Origin of the sequence: Enterococcus sp. AZ188 (assembly GCF_050544075.1) — a bacterium.
GTDB classification, from domain to species: Bacteria; Bacillota; Bacilli; order Lactobacillales; family Enterococcaceae; genus Enterococcus_D; species Enterococcus_D entomosocium.
Map to the genome: position 1 here is coordinate 2,611,564 of NZ_CP172943.1, position 26,582 is coordinate 2,638,145.

A 26,582-nucleotide genomic window follows, 5' to 3' on the forward strand; every position below is an offset into this window, starting at 1 on the left:
TCCTACTTTCTGGCTTTTAAGACGGTTTCTTCATAGGCTTTCACTTCTGATAGCCAATCCAGACCTGCTGGTACCCCTTGGCTTTCACAGAAGTAATTCCAAACATCTGCATACGGATAGTCTTTTAATTCTTCCGTCATGGCTAAACGAGTGGTGAAATCACCTGACAATTCGATTGCTTTTAGTTCTTCGATCGGTTCTAGCATCGCTTTTAGCAACGCTTTTTGAGTATTGCGCGTCCCGATCACCCACGCAGCGACCCGGTTGATCGTTGCATCAAAGAAATCTAACCCAATGTTGGTTTTTGGCAATAAGTCATTGCGAACCAATTCGCGACCAATCTCTTGCAATTCATCGTCCATGATCACGACATGATCACTATCCCAGCGTACGGGACGGCTGACATGCAGCAAAATGCCTTTGCTGAATAGTGCCAATGAAGACAATTTATTGGAGATCACTTCAGTTGGATGAAAATGTCCAGCATCCAAACAAATCAGTTTATCGCGCGTCAAGCCATAGCCCATATAAAATTCATGAGAGCCGACGGTGTAGGCTTCGGCGCCAAGACCAAACAACTTGCTTTCCACGGCATCCACTGTGTATTCCGCTGGCAATTCTTCAGCAAAAATCTCATCTAATGCTGTCATCAAGCGTTCCCGTGGTGTAAAACGATCGATCGGGTTGTCTTTGTAGCCATCTGGCACCCAGAAATTATTGACACAGACTTGCCCAGTTTCTTTGCCCATATAGGCAGCGATTTGACGCGAACGTTTGCCGTGTTCGATCCAAAACTGACGAACTTCTTCATCTGGTGAAGCAAGGGTAAAGCCATCTTTGAACATGGGATGTGAGAAAAAGGTTGGATTGAAGTCTAAACCTAAGCCTTGTTCTTTCGCCCAAGCGACCCATTTTTCAAAATGCTTAGGCTCCAATTCATTTAGATCCACTGCTTCCTCGGTGTCTAAATAGATGGCGTGAAGGTTCAATTTGTGTTTTCCAGGAATCAAAGAGTAGGCTTTTTCTAAATCTTGGCGCAACTCCTCAGGGGTATGCGCAGCACCAGGATAATTCCCTGTTACAGAGATCCCACCAGATAACGCTTCATCACTCAAAAATCCTTGCACATCGTCCCCTTGCCAAACATGCATCGAGATTTTCACATCGGCTAATTTTTTCAAAACCGCATCCGTGTCGACGTCCAATTTGGCATATGCTGTCTTAGCTTCTTCATAACGCTGTTGAATCGTTGTCATTTTTTCCTTCTCCTTCTATAAAACGTTGATAGTTGCTTAAAATCTTGTGATCAAAAGGCTGTGGTTCATGAACACTGCAAGGAAATGAGTGTTTGACCGCGCGGCGTGCTTCAACCAGCGACGTGAAGATGCCAGCACTCATCATCTGCATTAAAAGATTGCCGATCGCCGTTGCTTCACTTGGGCCAGCTTCGATCGTCAGCTGCGCAGCATCAGCCGTCAGTTGATTTAAAAAGCGATTGTTGGAACCGCCCCCCACGATATGCAGTTTTTGCAGCTTGTTCGTCGTACCTGTCAGCTGTTCCAGCTTTTGCAATTCGCTGGCATAACAAAGCGCTAAGTTATCATACACACAGCGAGCCAGTTCCCCTGCGGTTTCTGGAACTTTCTGCTGGGTTTCTCGACAATACGCTTGCAGTTCAGTAATCATATTTTCTGGATTCAAAAAACGAGGATCATTGACATCGACAAACTGTTGAAAAGCAGGCGTTGCTTGCGCCAATTCCGCCAGTTCTGCATAGGAATACTGATAATCTTGCTGCCGAGCCACTTCTTGGATCAGCCACATGCCCATAATATTTTTTAAAAAGCGAATCGTGTTGTGGGCACCCCATTCGTTCGTATAATTTTCATCAAAGGCGGCAAGGGAAACATTGGGTACTTTGGTTTCGATCCCCAGCAATGACCATGTCCCGCTGCTGATGTAGCCCCACTCTGACCCTTCTCCGGGTGTACCGATGATCGCCGAAGCCGTATCATGACTAGCGACAGTGACAAAGGTCGCTTGTGGCAAATCATAGGCTGGAAACTTCTGAGTTTGCAGTGCGCCTAAAACCGTCCCAGCATCAACCAATGGTGGGAACAGTCCTTCTGTTACGCCAATCTCAGCTAATAATTCTACATCCCATGTTTGGGTATTGGCATTTAGAAGCTGCATCGTCGAGGCATTGGTTTTTTCCGTGACCATCTTGCCGGTAAAAACGTAGCCCAAATAATCTGGAATCAACAGCAGTTTGTCGGCTTTTTGCAACAGTTGCGCTTCTTCTGTGGCTAATTGAAAAATCGTGTTGAAGGGCTGCAGCTGAATGCCTGTTTTCTCATACAGTTTTTGCAAAGAATAGCGCTGGCCAAAAGCCGCGATCGCATCATTGGTGCGACTATCTCGATAAGCGACTGGGTCGCCTAAACGTTCGCCTGCTTGATCGATCAAACAGTAGTCCACTGCCCAGGTGTCGATTCCGACGAAGCAGTCATTGATACCGGCTTGTTTCACTTTTTGCAGTCCTACTAAAATCTCTTGGATCAAATAATCGATCGCCCAGCGGTCAAAGCCTTCATGGGGACGAAAGCCGTTTTTAAAGCGATGGATCTCTTCTAAAGTGATCTGCTCATTTTCCCAACGGCTCAACATCAGACGACCGCTTGATGCGCCGATATCGATTGCGATAAATGTGTTCACTGGTCTCCACCTTTCATTATCTTGTTTAAAAATAAATCGATTACAATTTACTGATTCATTCTTGATTACTCAATTTTAGCTTGACAATCAACGAGTTTCATCACACAATTTTGATAAAGACTTGCACAATCTTGGTAAAAAGGAGGATCCGATGGATTACTGGGAAAAAGCCAACCACTCATGGTCAACCGATTCACTGCGTTACATCAATACTTCAACCCAAAAGCAGCGTGAACTTTTCTATTACATTCAAGAAATCGGCTATTTCAAAGCCAGCAAACCTTACTTTACAGAACGAGAGAACCTGCCTTCTTATTTGATCAAATATACATTGTCCGGTTGCGGTGAATTGCGCTACAAAGGAAAAAGCTATCAATTAAAAGCAGGTGATGTGTTTTTTATCGACTGCCTAGACTATCAGTACTACCACACCGTTAGTCAAGAACCCTGGGAAATGGACTGGATCCATCTATATGGCGCCAACGTCGCAGCGTTTTATGATGAATTTCTCAAAAATGGCAGTCCAGTTTTTCACACAAATCCTGCCAGCAGCCGCCAAAATCCGATCCATTTGGTCTTACAAGATTTATTAATGTTACAGCCAGAACCAAATGCGAAAACTGCCTTCCAAAGCTCTGTTTTGATCCATCAGCTACTCAATGAACTGCTCCTGCAAAAATATCATCTCGATTTTTCGGATAGTGAGATCCCGCCTTATATTTTGCAGATACGTGACCAGCTAGAAGAGGATTTCCGTCAAGGGATCACCTTGGAATCTTTGGAGGAAAGGTACCATATCAATAAGTATCAAATCGTCAAGGAGTTTTCCAAATACATGGGCTTACCCCCCATCGAGTACCAGATCAGCAAACGCATCTCTTACTCGAAAGACCTTTTGCGCTATTCTCGTCTTTCCATCAAAGAGATCTCATTGGCGATCGGCATCGAAAACACCTCCTATTTCAGCCGTTTATTCAAGAAAAAAGTCGGCATTTCACCTAGTGATTATCGACAAACGGAGAATGGACGGTAAAAAAGAAACATGAAATCATTCACTGATTTCATGTTTCTTTTCATTGAATCTAAGGTTTTAGTTGGCAACAATAAGTGACTCTTTTTCATTCATGATCTTCTCAAATGCTGACGCATTCGTTACCACAACTGGCGTAATGGTCGCATATCCCTCTGCTTGGATAGCTGCGAGATCGGCTTTTATCAGCGGCTGGCCCTTTTTGATTGCTTGATTTGCTTCAATAAGGGTCGTAAAGTGCCTTCCCTCTAGCTCTACTGTGTCAACACCGATATGGATCAAAAGTTCAACGCCTTGATCACTGGTCAAGCCGATCGCATGCTTTGTTGGAAATAAAGCAGTGACCACGCCATCAAAAGGGGCATAAAAGGTGTTTGATTGTGGTTTGATTGCTTTCCCTTGCCCCATCAAGCCTTCTGAAAAAACTTTGTCAGGAACCTCTGTTAAGGGAACGACTTCTCCTTGAACGACTTCTTGAAAATTGATTTTTGTATTCACTGGCTCTTTTGAATTGACTGCTTTCCTTTTTTCAGGTTCTACAATTCCCCAAAAATAGGTGATTAGAAATGCCGCAACAAGCCCTACTACCTGCGAAGCAATCCCACCATAAAATCCACCATCGATTCCTGCTGGATTGATAATCAAAGGAATACCCAACAATCCTGAACCACCAAAAGAATACTGCACTGTCTGCATAAATCCTGCAATAACACCACCTAAACTTCCACCGATGACAGCAGCGATCAACGGACGTTTATAAGGAAGTAATACTCCGTACAATGCTGGTTCACTGACACCAATCAGGGTTGTCAGACCTGTTGAGTATGCGAGTGCTTTCGTTTTATCGTTTTTCGTTCGTAGACCAACCGCCACGACAGCTCCAGCCATTGCCATTTGGTTCGCTAAGAGCAGACCCATCACAGGATCGAATCCTTGCATCGCCATGTTGTTAAGAAAAATTGGAATGAATGCCCAATGCAATCCGAACATGACCATCAAGATCCATGGTCCCCCAATCACCAGCCCGCCCAAAACCGGACTGAAGTGATAAACATTATTAACAAGCGTTGCCAGTAGACTTGATAAGTTGGATATAATTGGACCAACGACCAGCAAGGCAAAGGGGACAGAAACTAGTAACACGATAAGAGGCTGTACCATGAATCGCAAATCTTTCAACGGCCAATTCTGAACGAAGCCATTGATTTTGGCTGCCACCCAGACAGCAATGATTGCCGGAAAAACGGAAGAAGTATAGTCCATCATATTCACGGGAATCGACAAAAAGGTCAAACTACCTTCTGTCGCATACGGCAGCAAAGTAGGATAGATCAATGATGCCCCAATCAACATTCCGACATAGCTGTTTAATTTAAAATAATTTGCCGCCGAAGCACCTAATAAGATTGGCATGAAGTAAAAGAAAGCATTAGACAATGCATACAAAACGATATAGGTTCCCGAAGTTTCTGACAAAATGCCTGCTACTGATAAAATCGTCAAGATCCCTTTGATCGTTCCTGACGCAGCCATAGCGCCTAAAGCTGGCGTGAAAATCCCTGAAATCGTGGAGGTAAACTGATCAAAAAGAGATTTTTTTGTTTTTTCATGGGTAGTGTCTTCTATTAATTCGCCGACTTGTTGCAGGACCGCTTCATAGACATCGTTTACACGATTTCCTAAAACGATCTGGTACTGTCCGCCCTGTTCAACGACTGAAATCACTCCGTCAAGACTAGCAATGGTCTCCTTACTTGGGGTATCTGTATCATGCAATACAAAACGTAGACGTGTGACGCAATGGGTCACCGATTCGATATTGGCTTTTCCACCAATTTCCTTTAAAACCTCTGTTGCCAACTGCTGGTTGTTCATTTTTGCTCCTCCTCAATAAAAAGTTTGATTTCGCCAGTGATCCCCAAAGGCTCGAACAGGACAAACTGTGAAAGATAATCCCGCATACTGCGACCTAAATTATTGATCACTTCAATCTGGATGGAATTATTCGTTTCTTGAAGCAGGTCCGTCAACTCAAATGTATACGGTGTACTGATTCTTGTGCCTACACAATGACCGTTCACTGAAACAGTCACAACTTCTGAAGCATCTTCAATACTTAATAAAACCTCTCCTGCTGCTTTAAGGAAGTCCACGGTATAAGTGATTTTCCCGCTAAACCGACTGAAGTCATCACCGACTCCCAGTAAAGGCAATGACGAATATTGTTTTTGACAGGCAACTACCGCTTGCTCTTTCCCGATTCCTTCGAAAGTGACTTGCCATGGCTGATCGTTTAGATGAACTTCTTTCACTGGTTTGCTTCTATCAATACGCAATGGTTGTTCCGAGGTAGCTTCAAAAAGAATCATACTCTCTGCTGGTGCTAAATGAATCTCATAGCTGCCATTTTTATATGACACAGGTTTCAGTTTATTTTCTACTGGATCATATTGAACTAAAGGCTTCTTAGCAGGAAAAACAGCCTGAAACTGCAGCGATTCACTGTCATTTTCATTGAAAAGCATGAATATTTCATCTGTCTGCTGCTGATAATGATAGTAGCGCAAATACGGCAGAGCTTTTGATGTTTCTAAACGATCCCGTACCTTCAAGCCAACGTTATCAGTAAGTGCTGTGAGCGGTGTTACTTCCGTAAGGCGAGCGAGAAGCCGCAGTTCATGGGTAAGCAGAGTTTGTTCAAGGGCTTCTTTCACCATTTCCTCAACAAAAATAATTTGAATTCCAGATTCTGCGAGAGCTGTCAGCTTTTTGATCAATGGACCAGACATTCGCTCAGTATATGGAATGACTAGTGTTTGAAAGGCATACTCATTGATGACAAACGTTTGATCCGTAAATTGCGCATCAAGCATCATCTCAACCGAAACGATTTCAAATTCGTATTGATGTTCCATCAGTTCACGAGCAACTTTTTGAATCGGCATATAAGCGCCTGCCCACTCCGCTTCAGCATGGTACAGCACAGCAATATCCGCTTGATGTTTCCCGTCGCTAAATAGATAACTCAAACGATTCATATACGTCATCAGCTGTTTGAAGCCCTCAAATTGTGGATTATGGCCTTGCGCATAAAAGTGTGGCGGGCAATCGGCATCAGGAAAGTCATTCATTGAAAAAGCATGAGGGACAAAATGATTGACCCCTCGCACCAGCATGTGATCGGTTAGCCATTTCATCAGTTTGGTTCCTTCTGACCAACCATATGCACCGAATACTTCGCACATCGTTCGACCTTGTTTCACAGGGTCTAAGTTTCCTAAAGATGCCCCCATTTTCCCTAATGCGTAATGGAAAAATTCGCCATCCCAGCCAGTAGATGTCATGGCTTCAAAGTATCCGTCATTTTGTTGCGGCATCAATTGATGCAAAACGACATCGATCCCTGCCATCGATTGTCCTTTCATCGATTGAAAGAAGTGACCTGCCCCATAGCCTAAACGTGCATGGGCATTGTTATCCTCAATCACATGTCCGATATAGTCGACCTTATGTTCCCGACACCAGCGTCCGATCCGCTGAGAAAAGTGTTGACTATATAGCTCAGAAACCAACGACATATAATTGTAACGAATCTTAGCCGTCTGTTTTGATTCACCACGATAGAGAGCCGGCAACAGCCCTCGCAGCTCAGTTTCAGATATGGCTAGCTGGTTTGCTAACAAAGTCAACAAATCATACCGCCACGGCAATGGCATATCTACTTTTCCAAGGACTGCATCAGGACCCTTGATATTCCCAAACCGCGGTTCATCTGAGAAAAATCCTTGGATCGTTGTGCCAAATTTCTCTCCAAAGTGTTGATAATGACTTTGATAAACCGTTTCCAGCAAAACATCCGTTGCTTCTGGTACCAAAGGATTCAAGTACCCTTGTGTCGAAGCTTCCCCTCCTTCTTGTGTCGTGTAAAAGACAAAGATACTCCACTCTCCTTCAGGAATAGACCAATACAATGTCTCATCAATCATTGAGTCTGTAAGGTCGATCCACTCCTCCTCGCTGATCTGCTTAAATCCAGTTTTTTTGACCGCAACGGCGCTGATGATTTCAGCAGAAAAAAATGATTTGCCACTCTCGTTAACCGTTTCCCCTTCGGAATTCAAAATATTCGGTCGCTCTGCATTGAAACACCAATCCAACATAATTCCAGCATTCTTTTTTGGGCCTACAAAATCAAATTGTCGAAAATTCAAAAATTCTTTCTGCAAATGTCGATGATTCTTCTCAATTTCTCCTGCGGCGTAGCCTGTTGGAAAGTGCTTGTCATCCAAAATCCAAAGTGTCATTTGTCTTTTTTCACACTCTTCAATGATGATCGCCAACTCGTCCCACCATTGCGCTTTCAAAAATTCTTCATGAGGGCGTGATTCGATGCAGACAGATCGGATGCCGGCTTCGTAAATTTTATTGATGTAAGTTTGAATCGTCTCCTTCTCTTCTCCATGCATCCATAAAAACGGAAAAATATGATTATCATATTTTTCGTTCAATAAATTCGTTATCTTTTTCATACAAATTCCTCTTTCTTTCTCATTCAACTTCATTTAAAATCATAATAAATACGCTTTCAAATGTATCATAAGCAATTCTGCAGATTGAAACAATGTCATCTTCTTTGCAGATAATTATCACATTTTTAGATTTACGAAAGGAGGAGATCATAATGACAACCGAAGAAATGGAAAAAAAGCTTTTTCAGTTATCTGAGCGGGAATGCTATCACAGAGACCATCCAAACCACCTTTCTGACTATTATCAACAGCTGGAAAAAGTGATGATCAATGGCCGACAAGTTTACTTATTCGATAATCTGATGGAAGAACAAGAAAACTTTACTCTGTTAAAGCAAAGCCGCTTCAGTCCAGTTCCTTATCATAACCACAGTTTTATCGAATTAAATTATATCTACTCAGGAACATGCACCCAATTGATCGATGATCAGAAAGTTACGCTGACAAAAGGACAAATTTGTCTGATTGATACCGGAATTCCCCATTCGATTGAAATGACTGGTGAAGACGATGTTTTGATCAATCTTTTGATCAAGCGGGATTATTTCGCTCAATTGATTAGTCGAGAACAGTTTAATGAAGGGGTCGTGCTTGATTTTGTTCTGACTGCATTGTCAGACAAGCACGCGCATGACCAATATATTGTCTTTAAGAACAATAAAGATGATCGGATCCATGCTGTGATTCAAGAAATGCTGAAAGAAACTTATGAAAAAGCCATTGGTAGTAAACGAATCATCAGCAATCTAATAGCCATTCTTTTCACTTTTCTCGTACGTGAGTTCGACTATCAGACCAACAAGCAAGAAGCGGCAAAAAAACAGCACATTCTAGCGATCTTGACCTATATCGAAGAGAACTTCCAAACGGTTACTTTGCCAAAACTCGCCACCCTTTTTAACTATTCTCCTTCCTATTTAAGTGCATTGATCAAACGAGAAACTAGTAAAAATTTGACCGAATTGATTATCGAAAAGAAATTGAATCTCGCCCACAACTTAATTGCTTCCTCCACCAAACCAATCACCCAATGTGCGGCTGAAGCAGGTTTCACCAATATCACTTTTTTCTATAAAAAATACAAACTGTATTATGGGCATACGCCAAAAAAGAAAAAATGATTCTATGTCGCTACTTGCTTAAATAAAAAAATGTGGTATAAGTTAAATATTCATGTTCTAAACAAAAAAAAGAGTGGTTACCCACTCTTTGATTTTTAAGATAAGTTCTTTATTGGTTAAACTGTTATCTGCTACTTTATTGATCACTAACTAAAATTGCTCAGGTGCAAAGTTATTTCAACCAACTCATCCCTAATACACCAATAATATAGAGCAAGCTACCAAGAGCTACAAATTGCTTTTCTCTGCCAACTTTTTGTTCCTTTAAGAGGACAATACTTCCATAAGTAGCAACAAGTAAGCTCATTTGAGAAAATGAATAGGTTACGCCTACACCTAAAGAAGACGATACAGCGAATAACGAAGTATTCGCGATAACCCATGTGCTACCAGTACCTAAATTGTGGATTATTTTGCGGAAACGCAACTGTTGCTTACTTTTCAAGGAAATTACGCTTCCCCCGAGAAACATCCCTACTGCCTGAGGCAAGAAAATCTGTGCGCCACTTATCTGAAACAGACCAGTGACTGTCACATATAGCATCAAAAAAGCTGAAGAACAACATAGATAAAGAAGTACTTGCTGTGTTAAGCCTGTTTGCTGATGAGTTGTCTTAGTTACAAGGAAAACACCTGTTAGAATGACTCCTAATGCCATGATTGAGAAAATTACAGTCGTTAAATCTGTCCATTCTTTGAGAAAGAAGCCAGATGCTAATGTAACAAATAATAATTGGGTCCCGACGGAGACGGGCATTACTTTAGAAACCTCCGCTTTCTCCAAAGCGAGAAATTGGAAGTATTGTCCGCAAGCCCAAAAAACCCCAGATAATAAACTGATGAAAAATGGCACCATGGCATAACTCACTTGATTCAAGAAACCAAATACACTACCGAAAATCAAGGCTGCGATTGTTGTTCCTAGCAGTTGTTCCTCTGATTTTCCTCCCATCAATTTAGCGACGATTGGCATTAAGCCCCATCCTAGTGCAGGCAGTGAGGCAAGCAATAAAAGTTGTACGGACATAAAAACTCCTTCTAAATATTGTAAAAAAGCGAGAACACAAAATCTTGTAGAGGAAAACGTTACAGAAGCAATTCCTTCTCGACAAATTTTGTGTTCTTTATTCCTAGTTTTTAGTTAATAAATAGGTTGCTACTCCATAAGCGTGGATGATATGATCCGCTTCAAGCGGTTCTTCTAAGGCATTGATTCGCTGATATTCGTACCCATTAAATAATTTTTTGGGCTCAAGAGGACGTTCTTTGTTCGTTGAATTGACGAAACGGACAACGATTCCCTCAGAGTAATACGCATTATGGAGCGCACTGACTCCCACACCTGGTTCTAAGCTGCAAGACAACAAAGAAAGAGACATGTCGGTCAGAGATAATGGATCAATGTGCTTTTGAATTTTATTGTCTATACGATAAATAAAGTAATTCAAATCTTGCAATTGATAAGAAATCGATGGCTGTTCTTTAACAGTTTTCCAAGTAGCCAACAACTCTTCAGAAATAGCTGTTGATGCGACCCTTAGGGAAAAATCGAAGACCATCTCATAGTTTTCCATTTGAGCAAGAGGTGTTTCCATCATAATATGTCCCTTTTTGGTTGTATCGCCAGAAGCACGACCTGGTCGATACAACAAATCTGGTTTTCCTAAAGAGTCGGTTGTAGCTAGTACCGTTACATATAAGGAGTCATCGATATATTCATACTCTTTGCTCTGATCGCTATAAAAAACGAGGGCGTTCTCTTGATCATAAACAACCACTTGTTTTTCAAATGGTTCAATATTGACAGGTTTTTCTGCATATTTTTCTTGCCAATTTTCCAGTGTTTGATTTCTTTTTTCAAGATAGCCAAATTGAATGGCCGCAACCGCTCTTTCTATCGGCTTGTTTAATCGAGCTTTCACTCGAATCCGATGATTTAAAAGCGTATTTTTAAAACGTAGCTTTGCGTTTACCTCACCATTTTTTGTCAGTTGGAGGGTCAATGTATAATCGAATGTTTTGGTGGCGATTCCTTTCATCCGTTCTTCGATCGTATACGGTAGCTGTAAACTTCCTTCCAAAGCCAATGTTTCTTGCTTCCCTTTGCAGCTGGCAAAACGAAGCGTGATCGGTTGATCATTCAAAATAGGCGAATAGTCATACGTATCACCGGCATTACTATCATCGATGATCGACAAGAAATCCACGATCTGTTGTTTTCCATCTGAATAAATCAGGTGGCCGTCTTCAAAGGAAAGCATGTATTTTCCATTTCTAATCCATGTGTTTTGATCTAAAGACGATTCGGGAGTTGTCTCTTGCTCTTCAAATGTAAGGACTTGATAACCAAGGCCTGAAAAGGCACAGGTCACTTGAACGGTTAACAGATAATACCCCTCTTCTTCAATAAAACGGTTGGCAGCCGGAGTTTCTTCCATAATATTTTTCCTGCTTGGGATATACACTGCTTCAAGTACAGATGAATCAGCTCCAATAACCTTGATATTGTTGGTTCTGGATACGATCTTAACTAATTTCTCTCCTTGAAATGGCACTGGTGTTGGATGAAGAATCAGAAATTGGTTGGCTTGTAAAGCGAGTCCTTCACTGATTCTTTTTAAAATCAAATTTTCAATGCTCTCACAAATCTCACTGATTTCTTTTAACCGATGACTGATATCTTGTGCAACACTATCTGATACACAGCCTGCCAAACTATCATGGGCTTGACATTCAAATAACTTTTTCCAAGCTTTCATTAGCAAGCGATTGCTTAATTCGATCCCTAAATCTTTCGCAATAACTAACATTGGTTCAATTTCTAAAACTAATTTGTTTTCTAATCGAAAAATCTCACGTTTCAGATCCATTCGTACAGAACCAATCGTTTTGTGAACCCGTGCAAACACCGGTGCACGAAACTCTCCTTGATAAACTTCCAGTTCTTTTTGACGGACGATCTCCATAAATGCTGGATAGGTGCTCAATTGATACTTGTATTTTCCAAGCTGATTGATTTTCGTTAGTTTTTCTTCTATGGCAGAAACAATGCCTAACTGATCATTTCCAGTTGGAATCAAGATTTCAGGTTCATTCGCGTAGCTCTTAATAAAATCAACACCTCTATCGAGTCTGCCATCTACATAACTGCTCGTTGGCTCCAATTGCTGCTGTGCACCATATCCTTGAGGAAAATTCACCGCATACAGTGAACCTCGCCCACTTAAACTCGTCCATTTAAAGTAAGGGGATTTGACCTGTTCCCCTAAATCGATGCCTCGCCAAAAGATAATGTTATCAAGTCCAACTTCGTTCAATATGGTTGGCATTTGAGCATTAAAACCAAATGTATCTGGCAAATAACCGATCGGCATATAGCTGCCATATTTTTTGCTATCAAATATACCAATCATGGCATTTCGAATGATGGACTCACCAGAAGCGAAAAAGGCATCTGTTTGGGTGTACCAAGGCCCGATGAACAATTGACCATTGGCGATCAACTCTTTGACCTCAGTCAAGCGCTCAGGATAGAGTTCTAAATAATCGTCCAGAATAGACAGTTGTCCATCTAGCACGAAAGATGCAGTCGGTTGCCTCTTTAGTTCTTTTAGTACATCACTAAATAATTGGTCACTCAAAACGACACAGTCCATCGAAGTAAAATACCATTCACGATCCCAATGGGTGTGGTTTACTATGTGTACATTTGTCATAGCTATGCTTCCCACTGCTCTTCCCAAGCCGCTTCGTCAAACTCTTCCATCGTGGCATCTGTTTCTTTCCCCGCATCTTTTGAACGTAGCAAGCTTGTACAAATCGCAATGAATAATGAGCCAGTAGCAATCGATAAAACATACAGTGGCCATTTTTCTACGGTGAACCAACCATAAAAACCAGAGATTGGCGCTGTATTGACAGCTCCTAGACCTACAGCCATTGCAGAACCAATCGCTGAACCAATCATATTCACTGGGATCACTTTTAGTGGATTTTCCACCGCAAATGGGATCGCTCCTTCTGAAATACCTACTAGTCCCATAATGATCGACGATTTTCCTGCTTCTTTTAGTTCGTTATTGTATTTATTCTTTGCAAAAACAGTCGCTAATCCTAAACCAATTGGCGGAATGATAATCGCCACTTGTGCTGCAGTGTTTGGTGCATAAACGTTACTTGTCAATAAAGCCATCGCGGTTGTCACAGCTGCCTTATTTACTGGCCCTCCAAGATCAAATCCAACCATTGCCCCTACAACTGCCGCCATCACGACCGCATTTCCGCCACTCAATCCGTTCAACCATGACTCTAAGCCCACATTGATAGCTGCAAATGGTGTACCGATCACATAGTTCACAAGTAGGACAGTGACTAAAGTACCTAAAACAGGAACTAAGAACACTGGAACTACCGATGCCATCGATTTTGGCAGTTTGATATGGTTTTTGATCCACAAGCAGATGTACCCAGCGATCAACCCTGAAACAATTGCGCCTAAGAAGCCTGCGTTAATGTCTTTTACTAACATACCTCCAACAAGACCAGGGGCAATCCCTAGCTTATCGGAAATCGAATAAGCAATAAATGCCGATATTACGGGAAACATCAGTCCTAACGCAATGCCACCGAATCCATCTAAACTATGGAGTAATCGGATAATCGTATTCGCACTTTCTCCATGAGAGGCGTCCCAAATATCAACAATCCCAAATATTGATCCACCTACTCGAGAAATCGCCATGATAACTGCTCCGGCAATCACTAGAGGAATCATATAAGATATTCCTGTTAAAACATGATTTTTCATTTCACTTGCCAACTTTTTCATCTGATTTTCCTCCTCTTTATTGATCAATCAGCTTTAATGCATCTTCAATTACTTTTTCTGCGTTTTTTATAGGGGCTGCTACCGGGACTTTGAGAATCATTTTGCCATTGAAACGCTCCTCATTTCTCACTTTCGTATCAACGGCAAAAATCACGACTTCCCCAATTTGACAATCCCGCTCGTTCAATTCATTTTCGATACCTGTTGCTCCTTGTGTCTCAACCTTGATTAAATCGCCACGTTTCGCTGCTGCTTTTTTTAGCGCCTGTGCCGCCATAAAGGTATGAGCAACTCCTGTGGCACACGCCGTTACTGCAATAATTTTTCTCTTCATTCGTCTTTCCCCTTTTCTCCATTTTATTCGCTTAATAATTTCGCGATAATCTCTTTATCTGTTTCGCTTTTCAGCGCTTCTGTGATGTCTTCATCCATCAATTTCATGGCAATTTCTGATAAAATCCGTAAATGGGTGTCTCCTTGATGTTCTTCAGGAATAGCAAGCATAATCACAACCGTTACCGGTTCATCATCTAAAGATTGCCATTCTAATGGTGCCTTTAACCGAGCAAAAACGATTGCGGGTTCAGAAACTGCACGACTTTTTCCATGAGGGATAGCTATATTATTGCCTATTCCTGTGGTCGAGTGATCTTCTCTTTCCATGACTGATTGAACATACTCATTTTCGGATTGAACGATTCCTTCAATTACTAATATTTTTGCTAATTGACGGACCACTTCTTCTTTAGTGGTTGCCTCTAGACCAAGAACAATATGTTCAAAAGGTAGTAGTGTTTCTATATTCATTTTATGTTCCCCCTTGTAAATACTTTTTTAATTCATCTTTCGTCCCTTTAAGGAGGAAGGTTCGTTCATCTGATTCCATCACATTAAGCATCGTGTCATAGATTTCCTCAAGGTCTTGTACAGTTTCATCCTTGATACAGATGAAAAAGACATATTTCACCTTTGTTTCTCCCCAGTGGATCTCATTATTAAGACGTAAAAATACAATCGCTGATTTTTTCACGTATTCTGGCGTCCCATGAGGCGTTGCGAATCGTCCAAAAGAAGTAAAGGAAAGCTGTTCCCTTTTTAGGGAAGAATCAATCATTTCCTCGATCACATACCCACGAGTAACCAACTGCTCTCCAATAAATGTAATCACCTCTTGATAATTTTCAAAATGATGATCTAAAAAAATCAAGTCCTCGTGAATCAGTTTCGCAAACTGACTGAAAGAACCATTTTGCTTTTCTTCGACATTTTTTAAAAAGGTTTCTATTTTTCGCTGCTCATCTTTATTCAGTACAGGTGAAACATTGATTGTTGGAATCGAATCGATTTTTAAATCCACTGTCGATAAAATCAAGTCCTCATAAATATTGGTCTGAATCAACTCTTGAATAGAAAGAATTCTGGAAATATCGATTTGCTCATAATTTCTCCGAATGCGAGCAGCTAATAGTTGTGAAGTGCCTTTCCCACTGCTACAAACTAATAAGACACTCACTTTCTGCGGTTGTTTTTCTTCTCGCTGTTCTTTCATCACTTGGATGTGTACGGCCAGAAAAGCAACCTCATCTTCGGGGATCGAAATCGAAAACTGCCAATTTAAGGCATGAGCTAATCGAAGCGCTTCCTCAAAAGACAAAGGGAAATTCTTCTTCACATCATTTAGAAACGGGTTATGAATGACTAATCCTTTTTGAATGCGATAAATAGCTTCTTTGATATGTGATACCAATCCTAACAAAAGACTTTCATTGCGTAGGGAGATCGTCTCATGAATCAATTTTCGTATCGTTTCATCAAGAAAATCATCGGAGTCATTCTTCTTCATCAACGAATCCCCATAGATATGAAGCGAAATATAATGAACTTCCGAAACTGGCAACGACAGAGAAAACGTTTCTTCTATTGATGCGATAAATCGATAAAAAGCTCTATTCTCCATCAAAGGATGGCTTCTTTCTTCGAAAGTCAGATAATTCTTCTCTTTGACCCGATCAATCATGATGATTAGATGAAGCAATAGTGAGTGATAGGCAGCATCATTAAGCGTAATTTGTTCTTTTTTCAAATACTCTTGTAAGAGCGTATCAACTAAAGAAATTTTTGTCAGGTCAATAAAATCATTAACAAACTGAGGAATTCCTTGAATCGAATGCAAATAGCGTTGCTGCTCTTGTGTTATTTTCCAATTTCCACCCCAGAAATAGTAGATCAAATCAAATGCTAAACGACGTTTTTCTTGTTCTGACAAATTCAAAAAGGAACCCTTCCCCGGTAAAACTTCAATCGTAACGTTAAAATGACGAAAGATCTCGCTTACCTGCCCCATGTCATTTTCTAAAGTTGATTTACTGATGTAGAGTGCATCTTGCAGTTGTTGACGCGTAAAATACGTTTTTTGTTTCAGTATTTCAAAGCAAAGAAACTGAATACGATCTTTTTTGCTCGTCGGTAAGTTTGATTCCTCGTTCCCATCAAGATACTTTAGAATTTCAGCTGAATCGCCATCAAGAAATACACCTACTCTAGGTTTGCGAACAAGCCTTATTGCTGTTTCCTGCAAAAATTCATCAATTCTCTTTAGCGATTGCGAAACTGTCTTTTGCGAAAGCGACATATGCAACCCAATTTTAGCAACCGTTGTTGGTCCATTCTCTAAGAGATATCGAATAATTGCTTTTTCCCGTTCACTGATCATGAAACTTTCACCTCGTCTACATTTCTAATGGTAGCTGTTTCTCAAAAAAATGAAAACACTTACTTTTACTGCATTGATTACAGTAAATCATAGGCACTGAAAATATTGCGCCGTTTTTTTATTCATGTGTACCCTTTCGTTTAATCCAGATTATTTACATATCCTTTGGTATTTTCATAGTATAGAGGATATTACTCAGTGGGAACAGAAAAAAATACCAATGAACAAACGATACGTCTGTTTCATTGGTATTTTTACTATTGATTCTCTAATAAGGAGATGCGCTTGAGAAATTCCTTCATTTATTGCCCCAACACCTCCGCCACCGAATAGACACCAGGGGCAAAGGTCTTGCCTGTTAGCTTCTTCGTCATGGCATTAAAGGTATAGTGCTCTTCTAGGACGACGACTTCATCGTATTGCTTTAATAGCGTGCGAAAATCTGCATCTGATAAGAGGAAATTCTCTCGGCCATCGACATTGGGTGAAAACAAGTAATATTTGCCGACATAGCCAACTAAGTAGCTGTCTACTGCTTCTTTGTTGGTACTGACCACCAAATATTTTTTCTGGTTCAGGTCAAAGTGATCGCCAGTAACGGCTGAAACCTGTGCTGGAATCGAATCAGCATATTCACGATTGGTATAACGCATGCCATTATTTTCTGAAAGGATCAGCAATGTCGCAAAAAATAGCAGAATCAAGGTGCTGTATTGATAGATTTTTTTTGTGGTCAAACTGGCAAAGCTACGGTAGTTTCGCCGATCGATCGCTTGTTCATGATACAAATGATCAATGCCTCGGACCATGAAAAAGGTCATTAAGCCAAGTGCTAAAATCACGATGCTTGAGGCATAGCGATCGAACCCTGCCAAAGACAGTGCTTCATCAGTGGGCATCGAGAACAAGAACATGGCATAGATTCCTAAATAATATCCCACAATGATACCATCGATCAACAGCAGTTCTTTTAAAAATGGATTGCGTTTTTTCATGATTAATCGGACAAATAGCCAACTGCCCAACAGGATGACCTGGATCAAGAGAATCCCTTGCGTGGAGATCGTCGCAATATCCGTGATGGTTTTGACAAAAACATCCGTAATCTGCTGCAGTATCTGCGAATCCTTTTCACCAAAAATCTGTTTATAAGCGGTCACGCTGACTTCATGCTTCGATTTTGGAAAATTCGCTTTGACATGCAAGTTCCAAAGAATCGCCGGCAGGACAGATAGCCCAATGGTAGCTAACCCTACAATCATCAATCCTAGTCGTTGTCGCCAACGAATCGAAGCTTGCCATAAGCAGACTAGTAAATAGCCGCCTAAAATCAGCAGAAAAAAGACGGCGCTATTTTTGACCAAATCAAGAGAGGCACCAATCAAAAGAAAGTAGCTGATTGAAGGCAGCACTTTGCCTTTTAAGGAAAATAACCCGGCGATGCCTGCCAAAGTTAAAACGGGAAGAATGAAGTCTACCAGCAAATTATTCATTCGAATCGCAATATTAAAATAATTGAATACGGCCATGCTGGTGAAGACCAAGACAAAAGCCAGCTTTCTTTTCGGATCACGAATAATCGCAAAAAAACTATACAGACTACAGAAAATCAAAATCAATTGACCAATCAGCAAGACATTCTCATGATAGCCAACGATGATCGCTGTATAAGTAACAAATAGCGAGCTGCCTAAAGGATAGGAAGTAAAACTGATGATGGCATCGGCTGCCGTTGGCAATTGTCCCTGCGTATAAAGGAATTTAACGATCGTCGCCCAATGGGAGAAGTTGTCATAGTGGGTCAAATGACTGTGAAGCAATGTTAAAACGAACAAAGCAAAATAGCCGTAAAACCACAGCATGATGGGCTCTTGCAAGCCCCAATGCACCTGATAGCGCTCCTGCCAAAAACGCCAAACGCATAATAGTAAGCCAAGACCAAATAAAACCCAGGCCCCCCAGATCAACCATCCTTTGGGACCATATGCGACAAAGGAAAGAACGAGGATCGGCAAACAGCAAGCAGCGATCCAGCTGATGTGTTTAGGAAAATGGCAAACTCGTACAAAAAGATAGGCATAGCCAGCTAATGATAAACCAAATAGACTAAATCGCAGCAGGATCTCGATCATCGTCTGCCTCCTTTCTCAGCAAGCTGTCTACCCATTCTTGGAGGGCTACTGTGGAACGCAGCTCTGAAAGATTGCTTACTTGATATATCACTTGATTTTCTTTTGGCTGAAGCGTCGCTTTTTCAGCGTGAAGCACAAGATTACTGATCGGTAAGTTTAGATGGACCGGCATCTCGACCTCCTCTGTTTTTGCCAACGTGAACTGATCAAAACCAAATGTTGTGACCGCATAGGTTCCTTCATCAAAGTGCCATTTTTGATCAATGGTCAGTATGGGCACTCGTTGAGGCGGCAATGGCTTTTGTTTGGCTTGCAGCAGATGCTTACCGAGATTTTCAAAAAGACTGTCAAAGAAGGTCATCCACGGATCCCGCAGAACCGGCAGGCTTTGATTGAAGCCATCATAAATGATCTGCAGATAGGCTAAGTAATCTTTTTCTGTCAACTGGTTTAAAGCAACGCCATAGACCCAACGATCTTTTCCAGAAAAGACGCGGACAATATTTCCAGTCATCTCTGCTTGGTAGCCATTACGGGTGATTTTAAAAGTCAGCGGCGCATCTGGCGGAAAATAAAGAGGAACGTCAGAAACGAAGGACAAGCCATTTTCTGAGATATTTTCTGTCATCAAAGAATAGCTGGCGTCTTGGTCGGAAACTTCAACAGGATAATGGGCTCTGAACCGTTCCGTCGTTCGATAAATCGGGCGACCGAGATAAAATAAGACCGCAAAGGTTAAGTTAAAGAAATGGGTCAGCAGCCAGAAGGTCAACACACTGCCGTAGAAAATCTCTGAGCCGAATTTGCCGTAATTAAACTTCACTAAGCCGATAATCGTCAAAATCAACAGCAACAAATGCGGCACCACAAACAACAAGTCTTTTTTAGACTGAGTTGCTGCTTTATTAGTCACCTTGAAGCGGGTCTCTTTGATGCCAATGGCTTGCAAAAAGACAGGAATCACTAGGTAAGGTGCAAAAATCGTTTCCTGGATCTCGCCCCAACGCTGCGTTCGAATATCACTGCTCAAATCCTGCATCGCCAAATGCAAGAACGTATAGCTTGGCAGCCAAAACAGCAGCAAGACCCAAAAGTTTGTCTCTACGACCCTTACATTAAAGACGGTGTACAAAATCGGCGCGAAAATAAATAGTAGCCGTCGTAGAAACGACCACCAATACAAATAGCTGTTTAAGAAAACCATTTTTTGCGCCAAAGACAACGTCTTATTCTTAAAAAGATGGAGATTGTGGACACTTTGGACCACTCCTCTTCCCCAGCGAATCCGCTGCTTTAAGGCACTTGGGATATCAATTGGAGACAGACCGCTGGCCATTGGCTGCAGTGTTGATAAACTGCGATAACCTTGGCAATTGATCAAGGCGCCTAATTCAAAATCTTCCGTGATCGTGTCCGTCGGAAATCCGCCAGCGGCTTCGATCGCTTCTCGTGCAATCACCGTATTGGAACCTGTATAAATAGCGGTATCATGGGCGTTGTTCAAAACATTGACTTCTCTGGAAAAGAAGTCCTGCTCGTTAGGGATCGCCGCTTCTGAAAAAAGATTGTACTGAAAAAGATCCGCATTGTAAAAACTTTGCGGTGTTTGAACAAAGCCCAACGGTTTGATGGTCTGGTCATTGCGGCGTTCCTGCTGATTTGCCACAAAATATGGCACTGTTTCCAGCAAAAAATCTGAGTAAGGAATCATATCTGCATCAAAGGTCGCCACTAGCGGCGAATTGGTTTTTGATAATGCATGATTGAGATTGCCTGACTTGGCATGCTGATTGCCGATCAATCCGATATAGCCGATGCCAAATTTATCTGCCAGTGCTTTGACCTCTGGACGGTTGGTGTCATCTGACAAATAGATGTGAACTTTTTTTGGCTCGGGGTATTTCATATGAACTGCCGCATTGACCGTTTTTAATAAAAGCGGCACTTCTTCATTATGAGTAGCAATCAACACATCGATCGCCGGATAGTCGGCTTCTGGCACGATCGGTTTTTCAAAAGGCTTTGCTTTGTTTTTGTTCCAAATCAACAGCAAGCCCGTAAAGTTCGATACGATCTCACTGCCCCAAAGCAGCAAACCAAACAGCAGGGCAAACCAAGACTCGTGCCATGGCAATGTATACAGCCCCCGCCATGATAAATAGATCAGCGAAAAGACAAACGCTAGAAAGTAAACGACTTTTTTCGCCCAAGGCAAACGTTTTTGTTCCACCTCAATCACTCCTTAAAGATGACATTTTTTTGCACATGGTAACTAAAGAAAAAGAGCAGGCAATCGACGCCTATTTTTAACAACACAGAATCCCCGATCGGCAGGATCAAATAGATCAGGTAGACGAGGAAAGAGGACAGCAAAATCTGTACGATCACCAATAAAAAATACTGCAGCATACTGTTCTTTGTCCGTTGACCAAAAACAAGCTCGCGATTGATGTAGTAATTGACGATCGCCGAAATCAAGCGGGCACCCAACGAAGCGATCACGATGGAGGACAGATCGATGACAGACAAGAAATGGATCAATAACGCATAGGCGATCACATCGACAAAAAAGGAGACCACAGATGAAAACAAATACTTCAAAAAGACGCTATAGATAGCGACGGAATCTGCCAAGACCCGAAAATGGGAAGAGGCATTTTCTTCAATATAGATGGTGGCGATCGGTTGCGAGAGAATAGGCCACCCCCGTTTCTGGGCTTCGATCAGCATCCGCGTTTCATATTCAAAGCGCTCACCTGAGATCGCCAACAAATCTGTCATGAATTTCCGAGGGAAAACCCTTAAGCCCGTCTGCGAATCCTCGATGGCAAGACCAGTCGCTAAACGTAGGATATTTCGGGTCAAAATGTTGCCGAACTTACTCCGCAAAGGCACTTCTTTGCCAAAGGATCGGGTCCCTAAAATAATACTGTCGGGATGGGCTTGGGCCTTTGCTAAGCAAGCCATCATATCGGTATACTCATGCTGCCCATCCGAATCAATGGTCACCATAAATTCAACAGCTGGCTGGTTTGTCAGCACTTCGGTGAGGGCGGTTTTGATGGCTGCGCCTTTTCCAAGATTCTTTGGATGGGTCAAAACCTGACAACCAAACTTCTGTTCCAATGCCGAAAAGACAGGCTGATAAGCTGCCCCACTGCCATCATCCACGACCAAAATCGGCAGGTGCTGATTATGCAAACGAATTTTCTCCACCAGAGCCAGCAGTTTGTGGTCAGGTTCTAGCGAAGGAATCATGATTAAACTATTTTCCATATGCGCTCCTCATTTAAGGTAGTATTTTTGAAAATAAAAAAGAAAAGAAGCCAACTCCATCAGTAAAGACAGAGTTGGTCGCGACCGCTGCGCTTGGCTCGATACAATGCTTGATCGGCTCGTTCTTGTGTTTGCTGTAGCAACTCGCCCTTTTGCCGTTGTGCGATCCCAATCGACAACGTGATGCTGACCGAATCGCCTGCATCCAAGATGATCTCTTGGTAACGGATGCGCTTTTGGATTTTTTCGAGGAGATAAGCAGCAGCCTGTGCGTCTCCTTGGATCAAGATCGCAAACTCTTCCCCACCGATGCGATAGACCGGGTTGCTCGCCGTACAGTAGGTCGAAAAAATACGAGCGATTTCTTGCAAAATCACATCCCCAGCACGGTGTCCGTAACGGTCATTGTAATTTTTGAAATGATCGATATCGATCAAAGCGATCGATAAGTCCACCTCGGTCGTGTCTAGGCGTTGGCGGTCATCTTGAAATTTACGGAAGTTGTTCAACTGCGTAAGATCATCGATTTTGACCAATGCCAAAATGCGCTGCATATCATTTACTATCGAGTAAAGGAAAAACGCCAACGTATAGGCGAGAATGCCATAAACTATATAAATTAGGGTCGTTTTTTGAATATCACCCGTCAGATAAAAACCAAAAAGAAAGGAGATAGCGATCAAGTAGGTAATTGATAGGAATAACTCTTGTTTGTCAGTAAATCGCCGTTTGGCCCAAGCATGCAGAAATGTCAGTGTCACTATCAAAAAAAACGTAAGATATAAGTTCAACCAAGAAGATTTTGATACTTCAAACAAGAAACGCCCTAACGCTAGATTGACCATCGTCGGTACGGTCACCTTCCATCCCAGATACTTCATGGAAAAAGCGTAAAGCAAGAAGCGCAGGTCAAATCGCGTTTCGTATACGACGTAAGAGAAATTCATCATCAGCATCCCCACCACGGTTTCACAAGCAATCGCCGCTGCGATCTGTTTCGCTTTGAACGTCCCTTGGCCAACGAATCCATCACTGATTTTGAATAACAAATAAATATTGATGATAATTGCGCCTAAATTTGCGAGTGTATTGACAACCAGCGTATTTGCCATTTCCTGTGCTTCCTTTCTAAAAAAAAGAACCCTTACTTGCTGATTCGACGGGACAATTCCAGAAACATTTCATTGGAAAAGCGGACAAAGCATCAAGTAAGAATCACTATTAATTATTGACAGTTTTTATCACTCTTGATTTAGAATAATTTACCAGAAATTATACATAGTTTCAATCTTTTTGTTAATATGCGAAGATTCTCAAGATAAATAAAATAATCAAAATGTATATTTTGTAAATAAATAACATTATTTCTTTATTATTACTAACTTTTTGTGCATAAAGATTTAATTCTTTGTGAATTTGTGTAAATTATTTTTCCATTATTTTTTTACGTCTCAGGCAAGGTGCACACCCGGTTTCGACCACTTTGTTTTGCGAGATAGAGTGCTTGATCGGCTCTTTCAACGGCTGCCAAGATATCCCCATGACAAACTGTGCTCGCTTCAACGCCGCAAGACAAAGACATCGTCCCTTTTTCAAAATTAGCGACAGGAAACATACTACTAGAAATGGTTTGACACAGTGTCGTCATCGCAGCTACGGTCTGTTCTTTGACATCCCCTTCGATCACGACACAGAACTCTTCTCCGCCATAACGATAAAAGGAAAAGGTCTCGGCAAATTGCGCCTCTAAAAAAGTGGACGTCCGTGAGGCGAAAGTTCTCAATAGCTCATTTCCGGCGATATGACCATAACGGTCGTTGACCTTTTTGAAGTGATCGAGATCGATCATGGCGATCGTCACAGTCTTTTTCTGTGAAACGGCTTGAAGCAGATCGTGGTTATAGGTCCCATAGTTGAAGCAGCCGGTCAACGCATCGATCTTACTATTCGCCAACTCTGCCAGTACTTGGTATTCTTGCCCCTCAATCAACCGATGCAACCACATAAAACTTCCTAGCAGCACGAAAGAACCAACAAATACTGCCAACATCGCTTCCCAGTCATAGGTCGTCGTATGATGGACTAGCATCGAAAAACGCGGTGAGAGCAGGCAGGTCAAAAAATACATCATATAAAATTGCTGTTGCGGACGGATCAGCTTGACTTTTGATAAAAGAAAATCAAGGACAAAGATCCCCACTCCGAATAATGGAAGATAAAAAGCTTTACCCACATCAGAAAAACCGACAAACCACAAATAAAAGACGACCATACACGGCGTTATCAAAATCAAGATCTTGCCACGATCACCATAGAAAAAATGACTCGCAATAAAAGCAGTTGTGTATTGATAACAGATAAACCCAACTGAATTCATTGAAAAAGAAAGAATAAAATACAAATGCGTAAACGTCAGAATACCAATAATAAAATACTTAAATGGATGAGAAACCGATATTTTTTGCACACTTCGTACAAAAACATCTGCGGTCACCAGTAAACTGGCAATCATCAGCGGCAAACCAAACGCCAAAAGCACGCCTCGTTCTAACATTCCATCACAATCGCTCTCCTTTAGACCATAAATATCCTTGTTGCAAATGCACCCCCATCTCAAGCAACTGGACCATTTTTTCACGGTTCTCGATCCCTTCAACGATCAGCTCAAGCTGATATTTTTGGGCAACCTTCAACCAACAAGCCAAAAAGCTGAAGCCAATCTCCTCATCAAGCTGAATAAACGGTAACAATGAAAATTTCAAACAATCAACGCTGGCAAGATTGGCAAAGACCAACGAGAGGGTATTTTGTCCGCAACCGATATCATCGACCGCAATCACATAACCATAAGCTTTAATTTTTGCAATGGCTACAGACAAATCAAATGACTCTTGCTGTATGCGTACGGGGTGTTCCGTCAATTCAATCTGCAACTGCGCCTTATAAACAGCCATCGTTTCAAAAAAGGACCACGTAGACTGCCACAGCAGCTGTTGTGGATGTATATTGACACTAAAGCGGGTTTCCGGCTTTTTTTTGCATAAACGCCGCAATTCCTTGGCATACCATCTCATCAATTGCTGATTGCCACTTTCAGTTTGAATCATTGTGCTGAATTCTTGCTGTGGAAATCGGTTGTTCTTCTCGCTACGTAGCAAGACTTCATAGCCATTCACCTCTTGCTGACTTAGCGATTTTACCTGCATGATTGGTTGACACAACAGATAAAGGCGGTCTGTGTTCTCCCAAGTCGTTTCATTTCCCATCTTCGTTAAGCCCCCATCTAGTAAAGTTATCACTTCCGAAAATCAGCAATATTCCTGTCATCGCTCGTTTCTCATGCTATAAAATGGTTCTCTCAAAGGAGCTGATTTGCCTAAGTATACCAAACAGAACCAAAAATGCCCAAATATTTTAAATTCTCTGAAAGAAATTTCTGTGAAAGAATCGACTGTGATTTTCCGTTCCACTCCATGCCTGTTTCATAGAAATGCCCCAAAGCAACCATTGCTTTTTTCAATTTCGTAGAAACTAGCTTGTTGAAAGTGGCTTCTTCCATATCAGTCTCCTGTTTCTTTAAGTACTTATAAAAAACACGATTCTTTTTAAATAACAAAAAAACAGCAAGAGTGCTTGCTGTTTTTTTCTACGTATCTCTTTGACTGGGGTAGCTGGATTCGAACCAACGCATGACGGAGTCAAAGTCCGTTGCCTTACCGCTTGGCTATACCCCAATAATGGTGGAGGAGAGTGGATTCGAACCACTGAACCCTAAGGAACGGATTTACAGTCCGTCGCGTTTAGCCACTTCGCTACTCCTCCAAAAGGTTTTTCTCAAACCTGACAATAGTTATAATACCGAAAAAGATAACAAATTGCAAGAGCAAAAAGTAAATTTTTCTAGAAATTATTCATGTAAATTCCATTGACGAATAATCATCTCGATGGCAGCTTCTAAGCTTCTGCTCGAACCTAGATCTTCATCCCCTAAAAAGCTTTGAAATTCTTTTGGTCCAGTTGTTAAAATCTCACCAATGCGTTTTTTTCCGATGAATAATTCATTGACGGTATAGTCTTTGCCATGAATGGCTTTTGTTGTTTCTTCAATACGTACTTCGATATCTTTATTTTTCTTAGACATGGTTGCACCTCTTTCTTTACAGCACCTTCCTATTTTAACAGAAAAGCAGCAAAAGAAAAAGAAAATCTCTTCTAGAAGTAAAAAAAGTAGCCAATCT

Annotated in this window: 20 protein-coding genes and 2 tRNA genes; 2 read left to right on the forward strand and 20 right to left on the reverse strand. The window is 41.5% G+C overall.

Going from position 1 to position 26,582, the window contains the following annotated elements; all coding sequences use genetic code 11:
• Positions 1-2: 2 nt before the first annotated feature.
• Positions 3-1,256, reverse strand: a complete 1,254-nt coding sequence (gene rhaA / locus IGI86_RS12140; RefSeq protein ID WP_005234414.1) for an L-rhamnose isomerase — start codon at positions 1,254-1,256, stop codon at positions 3-5.
• The gene (rhaB, locus tag IGI86_RS12145) at positions 1,231-2,715 is read right to left on the reverse strand and encodes a rhamnulokinase (protein ID WP_008380940.1); all 1,485 of its coding nucleotides are present in this window, start codon (positions 2,713-2,715) and stop codon (positions 1,231-1,233) included. The genes rhaA and rhaB overlap by 26 nt, the downstream gene beginning before the upstream one ends.
• 151 nt (positions 2,716-2,866) lie before the next feature.
• On the opposite strand from rhaB, the gene IGI86_RS12150 reads away from it, so the two are divergent.
• A complete protein-coding gene (locus IGI86_RS12150; protein WP_429967324.1) occupies positions 2,867-3,748 on the forward strand; it encodes an AraC family transcriptional regulator in 882 nt (293 codons plus the stop codon).
• Positions 3,749-3,805: 57 nt separating this feature from the next.
• On the opposite strand, the gene IGI86_RS12155 is transcribed toward IGI86_RS12150, so the two are convergent.
• A complete protein-coding gene (locus IGI86_RS12155; RefSeq protein WP_430617322.1) occupies positions 3,806-5,620 on the reverse strand; it encodes a beta-glucoside-specific PTS transporter subunit IIABC in 1,815 nt (604 codons plus the stop codon).
• A complete protein-coding gene (locus tag IGI86_RS12160; protein WP_429967326.1) occupies positions 5,617-8,274 on the reverse strand; it encodes a glycosyl hydrolase in 2,658 nt (885 codons plus the stop codon). The genes IGI86_RS12155 and IGI86_RS12160 overlap by 4 nt, the downstream gene beginning before the upstream one ends.
• A gap of 152 nt (positions 8,275-8,426) precedes the next feature.
• Here IGI86_RS12160 and IGI86_RS12165 point away from each other — a divergent pair, with 152 nt between their 5' ends.
• Complete coding sequence (locus IGI86_RS12165; RefSeq protein ID WP_008380931.1) at positions 8,427-9,395, forward strand: AraC family transcriptional regulator; 969 nt, start codon at positions 8,427-8,429, stop codon at positions 9,393-9,395.
• Between the two features lie 172 nt (positions 9,396-9,567).
• On the opposite strand, the gene IGI86_RS12170 is transcribed toward IGI86_RS12165, so the two are convergent.
• The 16 genes from IGI86_RS12170 to IGI86_RS12245 all read right to left on the reverse strand — a co-directional run bounded on the left by IGI86_RS12170 (position 9,568) and on the right by IGI86_RS12245 (position 26,485).
• Positions 9,568-10,422 (reverse strand): GRP family sugar transporter, encoded by an 855-nt coding sequence (locus tag IGI86_RS12170; RefSeq protein ID WP_429967327.1) that lies wholly within the window; start codon positions 10,420-10,422, stop codon positions 9,568-9,570.
• A gap of 103 nt (positions 10,423-10,525) precedes the next feature.
• Complete coding sequence (locus IGI86_RS12175) at positions 10,526-13,111, reverse strand: alpha-mannosidase (protein WP_430617323.1); 2,586 nt, start codon at positions 13,109-13,111, stop codon at positions 10,526-10,528.
• A gap of 2 nt (positions 13,112-13,113) precedes the next feature.
• Positions 13,114-14,250 (reverse strand): PTS fructose transporter subunit IIC, encoded by a 1,137-nt coding sequence (locus IGI86_RS12180; RefSeq protein WP_086316458.1) that lies wholly within the window; start codon positions 14,248-14,250, stop codon positions 13,114-13,116.
• Positions 14,240-14,557: a PTS fructose transporter subunit IIB gene (locus IGI86_RS12185; protein ID WP_005234408.1), complete on the reverse strand. Its 318-nt coding sequence runs from the start codon at positions 14,555-14,557 to the stop codon at positions 14,240-14,242. The genes IGI86_RS12180 and IGI86_RS12185 overlap by 11 nt, the downstream gene beginning before the upstream one ends.
• Positions 14,558-14,580: 23 nt before the next feature.
• Positions 14,581-15,030 (reverse strand): PTS sugar transporter subunit IIA, encoded by a 450-nt coding sequence (locus tag IGI86_RS12190; RefSeq protein ID WP_005234407.1) that lies wholly within the window; start codon positions 15,028-15,030, stop codon positions 14,581-14,583.
• A 1-nt stretch (position 15,031) separates the two neighbouring features.
• A complete protein-coding gene (locus IGI86_RS12195) occupies positions 15,032-16,936 on the reverse strand; it encodes a BglG family transcription antiterminator (protein WP_086372285.1) in 1,905 nt (634 codons plus the stop codon).
• Positions 16,937-17,238: 302 nt separating this feature from the next.
• Positions 17,239-19,068 (reverse strand): lantibiotic ABC transporter permease, encoded by a 1,830-nt coding sequence (locus IGI86_RS12200; protein ID WP_429967329.1) that lies wholly within the window; start codon positions 19,066-19,068, stop codon positions 17,239-17,241.
• On the reverse strand, positions 19,043-21,307 hold the full coding sequence (locus tag IGI86_RS12205; RefSeq protein ID WP_430617325.1) for a glycosyltransferase family 2 protein: 2,265 nt from the start codon (positions 21,305-21,307) through the stop codon (positions 19,043-19,045). The genes IGI86_RS12200 and IGI86_RS12205 overlap by 26 nt, the downstream gene beginning before the upstream one ends.
• Positions 21,304-22,344, reverse strand: a complete 1,041-nt coding sequence (locus IGI86_RS12210; protein ID WP_429967331.1) for a glycosyltransferase — start codon at positions 22,342-22,344, stop codon at positions 21,304-21,306. The genes IGI86_RS12205 and IGI86_RS12210 overlap by 4 nt, the downstream gene beginning before the upstream one ends.
• A gap of 59 nt (positions 22,345-22,403) precedes the next feature.
• Positions 22,404-23,456, reverse strand: a complete 1,053-nt coding sequence (locus IGI86_RS12215) for a GGDEF domain-containing protein (RefSeq protein WP_005225346.1) — start codon at positions 23,454-23,456, stop codon at positions 22,404-22,406.
• A gap of 332 nt (positions 23,457-23,788) precedes the next feature.
• Entirely contained in the window at positions 23,789-24,898 is a 1,110-nt protein-coding gene (locus IGI86_RS12220; RefSeq protein ID WP_429967332.1) for a GGDEF domain-containing protein, read from the reverse strand.
• Positions 24,899-24,902: 4 nt separating this feature from the next.
• Positions 24,903-25,610 (reverse strand): EAL domain-containing protein, encoded by a 708-nt coding sequence (locus tag IGI86_RS12225; RefSeq protein ID WP_005234399.1) that lies wholly within the window; start codon positions 25,608-25,610, stop codon positions 24,903-24,905.
• Between the two features lie 110 nt (positions 25,611-25,720).
• Positions 25,721-25,903 (reverse strand): hypothetical protein, encoded by a 183-nt coding sequence (locus tag IGI86_RS12230; RefSeq protein ID WP_086297747.1) that lies wholly within the window; start codon positions 25,901-25,903, stop codon positions 25,721-25,723.
• Between the two features lie 103 nt (positions 25,904-26,006).
• Positions 26,007-26,078: transfer RNA gene (locus tag IGI86_RS12235), tRNA-Gln, on the reverse strand.
• A gap of 4 nt (positions 26,079-26,082) precedes the next feature.
• A tRNA-Tyr gene (locus IGI86_RS12240) sits at positions 26,083-26,166 on the reverse strand.
• Positions 26,167-26,251: 85 nt separating this feature from the next.
• Entirely contained in the window at positions 26,252-26,485 is a 234-nt protein-coding gene (locus tag IGI86_RS12245; protein ID WP_005228752.1) for a DUF2969 domain-containing protein, read from the reverse strand.
• Positions 26,486-26,582: the final 97 nt, after the last annotated feature.